The following is a 5,374-nucleotide window of genomic DNA, read 5'->3' on the forward strand; positions in this document are numbered from 1 at the left end:
GCGCGGAGGCCCGCGCGGACCTGGGCCGGGCCCGCGCGCTCGGCGGCAGCGGCGACGCATTCGATGCGCTGGCGGACGCGCTGCAACCGCGCGCCGGCAATCCGGACGCGACGATCGCAGCCGGTTACACGTGGGCCGCGAGCCTGTCGTCGGGCTGGACGGACGTGGGCGCCGCGCCGCGCTGGAACGACCAGACGGCCAGCGTGCGCCATTACACGAAGGGCGGTTCGCTCGCGTTCGAGACCTTGCGCGCGCACCGCTTCGGCCAGCATGATTACGCCTGGGCGCTGGATGGGTATGCGAACCTGTGGTCGGGCGCCTACGCGAACCTGCGCTACCAGCGCGGCGCGGCCGCGCGCCTGTTCCCCGCGAACGCCGGCCGTGCGGAGCTGTACCAGTCGCTCGGCAACGGCTGGGAAGCGTCGGTCAGCGACGATGTCCTCGGCTTTGCGTCGCGCGTCAACATCTATGGCGTGACCATCGCGAAATACACCGGCGACTGGTACCTCCAGCTGCGTCACCAGAACATCGTCTCGGCCGGCTCGCACGGCACCGGCGAACGCCTGTTGGCGCGCTGGTATTATGAGGGCGATGCCGATACGTATGCGGAAGCGACCGTCAACAGCGGTCGCAGCGACGATCCGTTGAGTCTGGTCGGCGGCCAGAGCCGCTCCGGCGGCGGCAGCGTCACGTGGGTGCGCTACTGGACCCCGGCCTGGGGCACGCGCGTGGGCGCCAGTTTCTCGCGCGCCAGCGACGCGGATAACCAACGCGGCCTGACCGTCGCGCTGTATCGCCGCTGGTGACGCTCGCCGGCCGGGCCGGTCTGCCGGGCGGTAGGGCGGGCATTTGAGGCCGGGGGCCTCAAATGAGACGTGCCCACGCGGACGCAGGCGAATCGGAAACTTCTGCGTGGGCACAGGGGTGCCCACCCTACGGGACTGCCGCGCTTCAGTGCACGACCAGCACCGGCAGATTGCAGTGGGTGAGCACCCGTTGCGTCTCGCTGCCGAGCAGCCGCGCGGCCATGCCGTGGCGCCGGGTCGAGCCCATCACGATCAGGTCGCAGCCTTGCGCGTGTGCCGTCGCGATGATGCCTTCCCACGCCGGCCCGGCCGGGACGAGGACCGTCTCGCACGGCACGCCCGCGCTGTCGGCGCAGCGGCACACATAGGCGAGGGCGTCGCGACCCTGCTGCTCGGCCTGCAGACGGAACGCGTCGTAGGCCGGCAGCCCGGCGCCGCCCGTCTCGACGAAGGGCGATTCGAGCAGCACGTGCACGGCCACGATCGTGCCCCCGCCCAGCCCGGCCTGGCCGAGTGCGGCCTGGACCGGTCCGCAGGCCCGCTCGGTACCGTCGGTGGCCACGAGGATGCGCTTGTACATGCTGGTTTATCCCCGGGCGTGGGCCTTCGACTGCGGCCGCATCACGAGCACGGGGACATTGGCGTCGGCCAATACCTTCTCGGTCACGCTGCCGGCTATCAGTCGCGACAGGCCGCGCCGGCCGTGCGAGCCCATGAAGATCAGGTCGCAGCCCTGGCTGTCGGCGGTCGCGACGATGGCCTCGGCAGGCGTATAGTCGAGCATCGCCAGCGGGGTGCACGTCACGCCGGCGGCGGCGCACGCGTCGGCCACGCGGCGTGCCCGTTCGTTGGCGGCGGCGAGCAGCACTTCGTCGTCGAGGCCGGGGTCGATGGCCATTGCCGCCTCGGCGGAGGCAATGGGCGATTGCGGTTGTCCCACGGCCAGGGCGACAATCTCGCTGCCGTGCGCACGCGCGAATGCGATGGCAGCTTTTTCGGCGGCAGCCGAGATGTCGGAGCCGTCCGTGGGGACGAGGATGCGGTCATACATGGCGGTCCTCCTGAGCGTATTTGTAGATACGATATCAGGATGGCGAACTCGCCATGCAAAATCTTTGATCTATCTCAAATCGGCGGTGCGAAAACTTCCCTCGGCCACGACGCGACCGCCACCGCCCACGGCGAAATTGCCCGCGGCCAAGTCGGCGCCCAACACGAGTTCGCTGCCGAGCGGCGCCGGCGCGCGGAAGCGGCCTTCCAGTGCGAGGATGCGGCGGCCGCAGGCCTGTTCCAGCTCCGCACAGGCGCGCGCCAGCGTGTGCATGCCGTGGATGATCGGCCGTTGCAGGCCCATCAGCCGCGCCGACCACGTCCACAGGTGGATCGGGTTCCAGTCGCCCGAGATGCGGGCATAGGCGCGGCCCATGCCGCGCGGGATGCGCCAGCCGGCCAGGACCGGCAGGTCGTCCTTGTCCTTGCGTGCCTGGCGCGGATTGCGCTGGCCGCGCACCAGCAGATAGGTGCTGCGGCACGTGAAGATGTCCGTGCCCTGCTGGCGCGCGACGGTCTCGAGGGCCGCGATCACGGCGCCGTTCTCGGCCGGCGGGCGGATGTTGACCGTCGTCGACAGCACGAGTGGCACGCCGGGCCGCGGCTCGGCCAGCGCCCGCAACGCGTTTTCCGTGTGCACGGTACCGGGCAGGCGAAATGGAAAGGCGTCGTCCAGCATCGTCGCCACGTGGGCGCGCTGGGCCAGCAGATAGTAGTAGGTGAGGGGGATGCCTTCGTCGCGGAACCCGAGGGCCTTGCGGTAGCGGCGCAGTTGGTGCGGATCGATGCGGTCGAGGATGTAGTTGGTGCGTGGTGTTGGTACGCCGTTCAGCCGGCGCGGGTGCTTGAACAGGGCCCGCAACAGGACGGCGGCGCCCAGCGGGGGAAGCGGTGACGGTGAGTCGGAGGTCATCGGGGTCTTCGGGGATGCAAAATCCTATTGTGCCTGAAATTTTACGTCGGGTAGCAAGACTTGTGACTTTGGCTCATCCGCGTTACCCTATCGAATTGGAATAAAGAATCACTGTTTTAGATGAGGATGGAATGAAGAAGCAAGCGTTGTGCGTATTGGCGTTGTCCGCCGCTGGCCTGGCGATGGCCCAGGAGACGGTGAAGATCGGCCATGCGGCCGCCATCACGGGTCCGGTTGCCCATTTCGGCAAGGACAGCGAAAACGGCGCGCGCATGGCGGTCGACGCGCTGAACGCACGCGGCGCGACGATTGCCGGGAAGAAGGTCAAGTGGGTGCTCGTGCCGGAAGATGATGGCGGCGACCCGAAAGCGGCTACGGCGGCGGCCCAGAAGCTGGCGGATGCGAATGTGAACGCCGTGATCGGCCACGAGACGTCGGGCACGACGATCCCGGCCGCGAAGATCTACAACGACGCGGGCATCCCGCAGATCTCGCCGTCGGCCACGAACCCGAAGTACACGCAACTGGGCTACAACACGGCGTTCCGTGTCGTGGCGAACGATGTCCAGTTGGGCCGCGCGCTGGGCCGCTATGCCGTGACGAAGATGGGCGCGAAACGCATCGCCGTCATCGACGATCGCACGGCGTACGGGCAGGGCCTCGTGACGGAATTCACGAAAAGCCTGGCCCAGCAGGGCCTGCAGCCTGTCGCGCGCGAATTCACCAAGGACTCGGCAACGGACTTCGCCGCCATCCTCACGCGCATCCGTGCCGGCAACCCCGACCTCGTGTTCTTCGGCGGCATGAACGCCGTGGCGGGCCCGATGCTGCGCCAGATGAAGCAGTTGGGCATCAACGCGCGCATGATGGGCGGCGACGGCATTTGCTCGGACGCCATGCAACCGCTGTCGGGCAATACGATGACGGACGGCCAGGTCGTGTGCGCCGAGGCGGGGGGCGTGGAAGAGAAGGGCAAGGCCGGCATGGACAAGTTCCGCGCCGACTATAAAAAGCGCTATGGCATCGACGTCCAGATCATTGCGCCATATTCCTACGACGCCGTGATGGCGATCGCGGCCGCGATGGACAAGGCCGGCTCCAGCGCCCCGGCAAAATACCTGTCGGAGCTGGCGAAGGTGCACTATCCGGGCGTGACGGGCACCATCGCGTTCGATGCCCACGGCGACATCCGCGACGGCGTGCTGACCTTGTACACGTTCAAGGGCGGGCATCGCACGCCGATCGGCGTCACGAAATAGACTTGACGGCGGACGGTCGGGTGGAAGGCAGGACCGGGCGCCGGTCGTCCGTGTCTGCGAGCATCAGCTCGTCCAGCAGGCGGCGGCTGGCCTCCAGTACCTGGTCGGACACGGCCGGGTTGCCCTTGGCGGCGCCGCGCGCGACCGCGAGCGCGCCGATCATCGTGGCCACGACGACCATCGCGCGGGACAGCGCGTCGCAGCCCGGGTCGTTGACCGCGATCTGGCGCTCGAACGCGCGCACCATCACCATATAGCCTTCCGTGAAGCGGGCGCCGATCGCCCTGTCCTGGCGCCCGATCTCGCTGGCCGACGCCGCCATCGCGCAGCGGTCGCCGTACTCGTCGCGGCTGTCGGGCGAGAGATACTGGTCGAGGAAGCGTGCGAGGTCGGGCATGCCGTCCATGGTCGCGGAGAACATGCGCGAATTGGCCTGGTCGAGCCCATACGACAAGGCTTCCAGCGCCAGTTCTTCCTTCGAGCGGAAATGGGCATACAGGGCGCCGTGCGTGAGGCCGGCTTCCTTGCTGATCTCCGCCACGCCGACGCCGTCGATGCCCCGTTCGCGGAACAGCCTGCTGGCCGCACGGATCAATGCGGCGCGGTTGTCGGCGGCCTTCTCTTTGCTGATTCTCATGCTGTGCTGTCCGGCGTTACCGGGTCGGGATAATGATTGTGGCTGCGAGTATAGCGCTTCACTTACCCAGCGCGCGTAGCAAAATTGTTGACAAAGCCACGATTCCAGCAGCAGGAACCATAGGTTTGCACCATTCCGGGGCGCGACCATGTGTTACATTGTGTTCGCCACGTTTGGTTGCAGCGCGGCATACGGACGGGGCGCCGGGCATGGATACGGTATGCTGCGGGCTGCGTTCAACCACCGACCTTGGAGACCGTCGATGCCGCTCCATCCCGAGGCGCGAGTGGACGCGCCGTTCTATGTGGTCCTCAACGCGGGTTCAGGCCGTGCCGAGGCTGACGTGCGCAGCGCGACGATCCGCGCCGTACTCGGCGCGGCCGGCCGCGCCTGTGAACTGGACGTCGTGCACGACAGCGCCCGGCTGGACGATGCCGCGCGCCMGATGGCGCAGCGGGCCGGGCGCGACGGTGCCATCCTCGTCGCGGCCGGCGGCGACGGCACCCTGAATGCGGTCGCGCATGCGGCCGTCGAATACGGCTGCGTGTTCGGCGTGCTGCCGCAGGGCACATTCAATTATTTCGGCCGTACGCACGGCATCCCGGAATACCTGGCCGACGCCGTGCGCGCACTGCTGCGCGCGCGCGCGCGGCCCGTGCAGATCGGTCTGCTGAACGACCGCATCTTCCTCGTCAACGCGAGCGTGGGC

The 5,374-nt window shown here is 68.1% G+C and carries 7 protein-coding genes; 3 read left to right on the top strand and 4 right to left on the bottom strand.

The features are described from left to right. Positions 1-806 (top strand): YaiO family outer membrane beta-barrel protein (locus AC1DYX_RS27095; protein WP_477264659.1); only part of this gene is annotated, 806 nt, incomplete at its 5' end. 145 nt (positions 807-951) lie between these two features. Here AC1DYX_RS27095 and AC1DYX_RS27100 read toward each other — a convergent pair. The 3 genes from AC1DYX_RS27100 to AC1DYX_RS27110 form a co-directional block, all read right to left on the bottom strand. Next, positions 952-1,386, bottom strand: coding sequence for a universal stress protein (locus AC1DYX_RS27100; RefSeq protein WP_477264661.1), 435 nt, complete (start codon positions 1,384-1,386; stop codon positions 952-954). 6 nt (positions 1,387-1,392) lie between these two features. Further along, positions 1,393-1,857, bottom strand: coding sequence for a universal stress protein (locus tag AC1DYX_RS27105; protein WP_477264663.1), 465 nt, complete (start codon positions 1,855-1,857; stop codon positions 1,393-1,395). Positions 1,858-1,926: 69 nt separating this feature from the next. Beyond that, complete coding sequence (locus tag AC1DYX_RS27110) at positions 1,927-2,769, bottom strand: MaoC family dehydratase (RefSeq protein WP_477264665.1); 843 nt, start codon at positions 2,767-2,769, stop codon at positions 1,927-1,929. Between the two features lie 131 nt (positions 2,770-2,900). On the opposite strand from AC1DYX_RS27110, the gene AC1DYX_RS27115 reads away from it, so the two are divergent. Continuing rightward, positions 2,901-4,028: a branched-chain amino acid ABC transporter substrate-binding protein gene (locus AC1DYX_RS27115; protein ID WP_477264667.1), complete on the top strand. Its 1,128-nt coding sequence runs from the start codon at positions 2,901-2,903 to the stop codon at positions 4,026-4,028. Here the strand turns inward: AC1DYX_RS27115 and AC1DYX_RS27120 are convergent. Beyond that, entirely contained in the window at positions 4,018-4,665 is a 648-nt protein-coding gene (locus AC1DYX_RS27120; protein WP_477264669.1) for a TetR/AcrR family transcriptional regulator, read from the bottom strand. The genes AC1DYX_RS27115 and AC1DYX_RS27120 overlap by 11 nt on opposite strands. Positions 4,666-4,927: 262 nt before the next feature. Here AC1DYX_RS27120 and AC1DYX_RS27125 point away from each other — a divergent pair. Beyond that, positions 4,928-5,374: diacylglycerol/lipid kinase family protein (locus tag AC1DYX_RS27125; protein WP_477264671.1), on the top strand; the 447-nt coding region annotated here is incomplete at its 3' end.

The organism is Massilia sp. P2_C2 (assembly GCF_056404615.1).

Coding starts and splice junctions, on each gene's coding strand:
- AC1DYX_RS27100 (WP_477264661.1), bottom strand. CDS start 1,386: ATGTACAAGCGCATCCTCGTGGCCACCGACGGTACCGAGCGGGCCTGC.
- AC1DYX_RS27105 (WP_477264663.1), bottom strand. CDS start 1,857: ATGTATGACCGCATCCTCGTCCCCACGGACGGCTCCGACATCTCGGCT.
- AC1DYX_RS27110 (WP_477264665.1), bottom strand. CDS start 2,769: ATGACCTCCGACTCACCGTCACCGCTTCCCCCGCTGGGCGCCGCCGTC.
- AC1DYX_RS27115 (WP_477264667.1), top strand. CDS start 2,901: ATGAAGAAGCAAGCGTTGTGCGTATTGGCGTTGTCCGCCGCTGGCCTG.
- AC1DYX_RS27120 (WP_477264669.1), bottom strand. CDS start 4,665: ATGAGAATCAGCAAAGAGAAGGCCGCCGACAACCGCGCCGCATTGATC.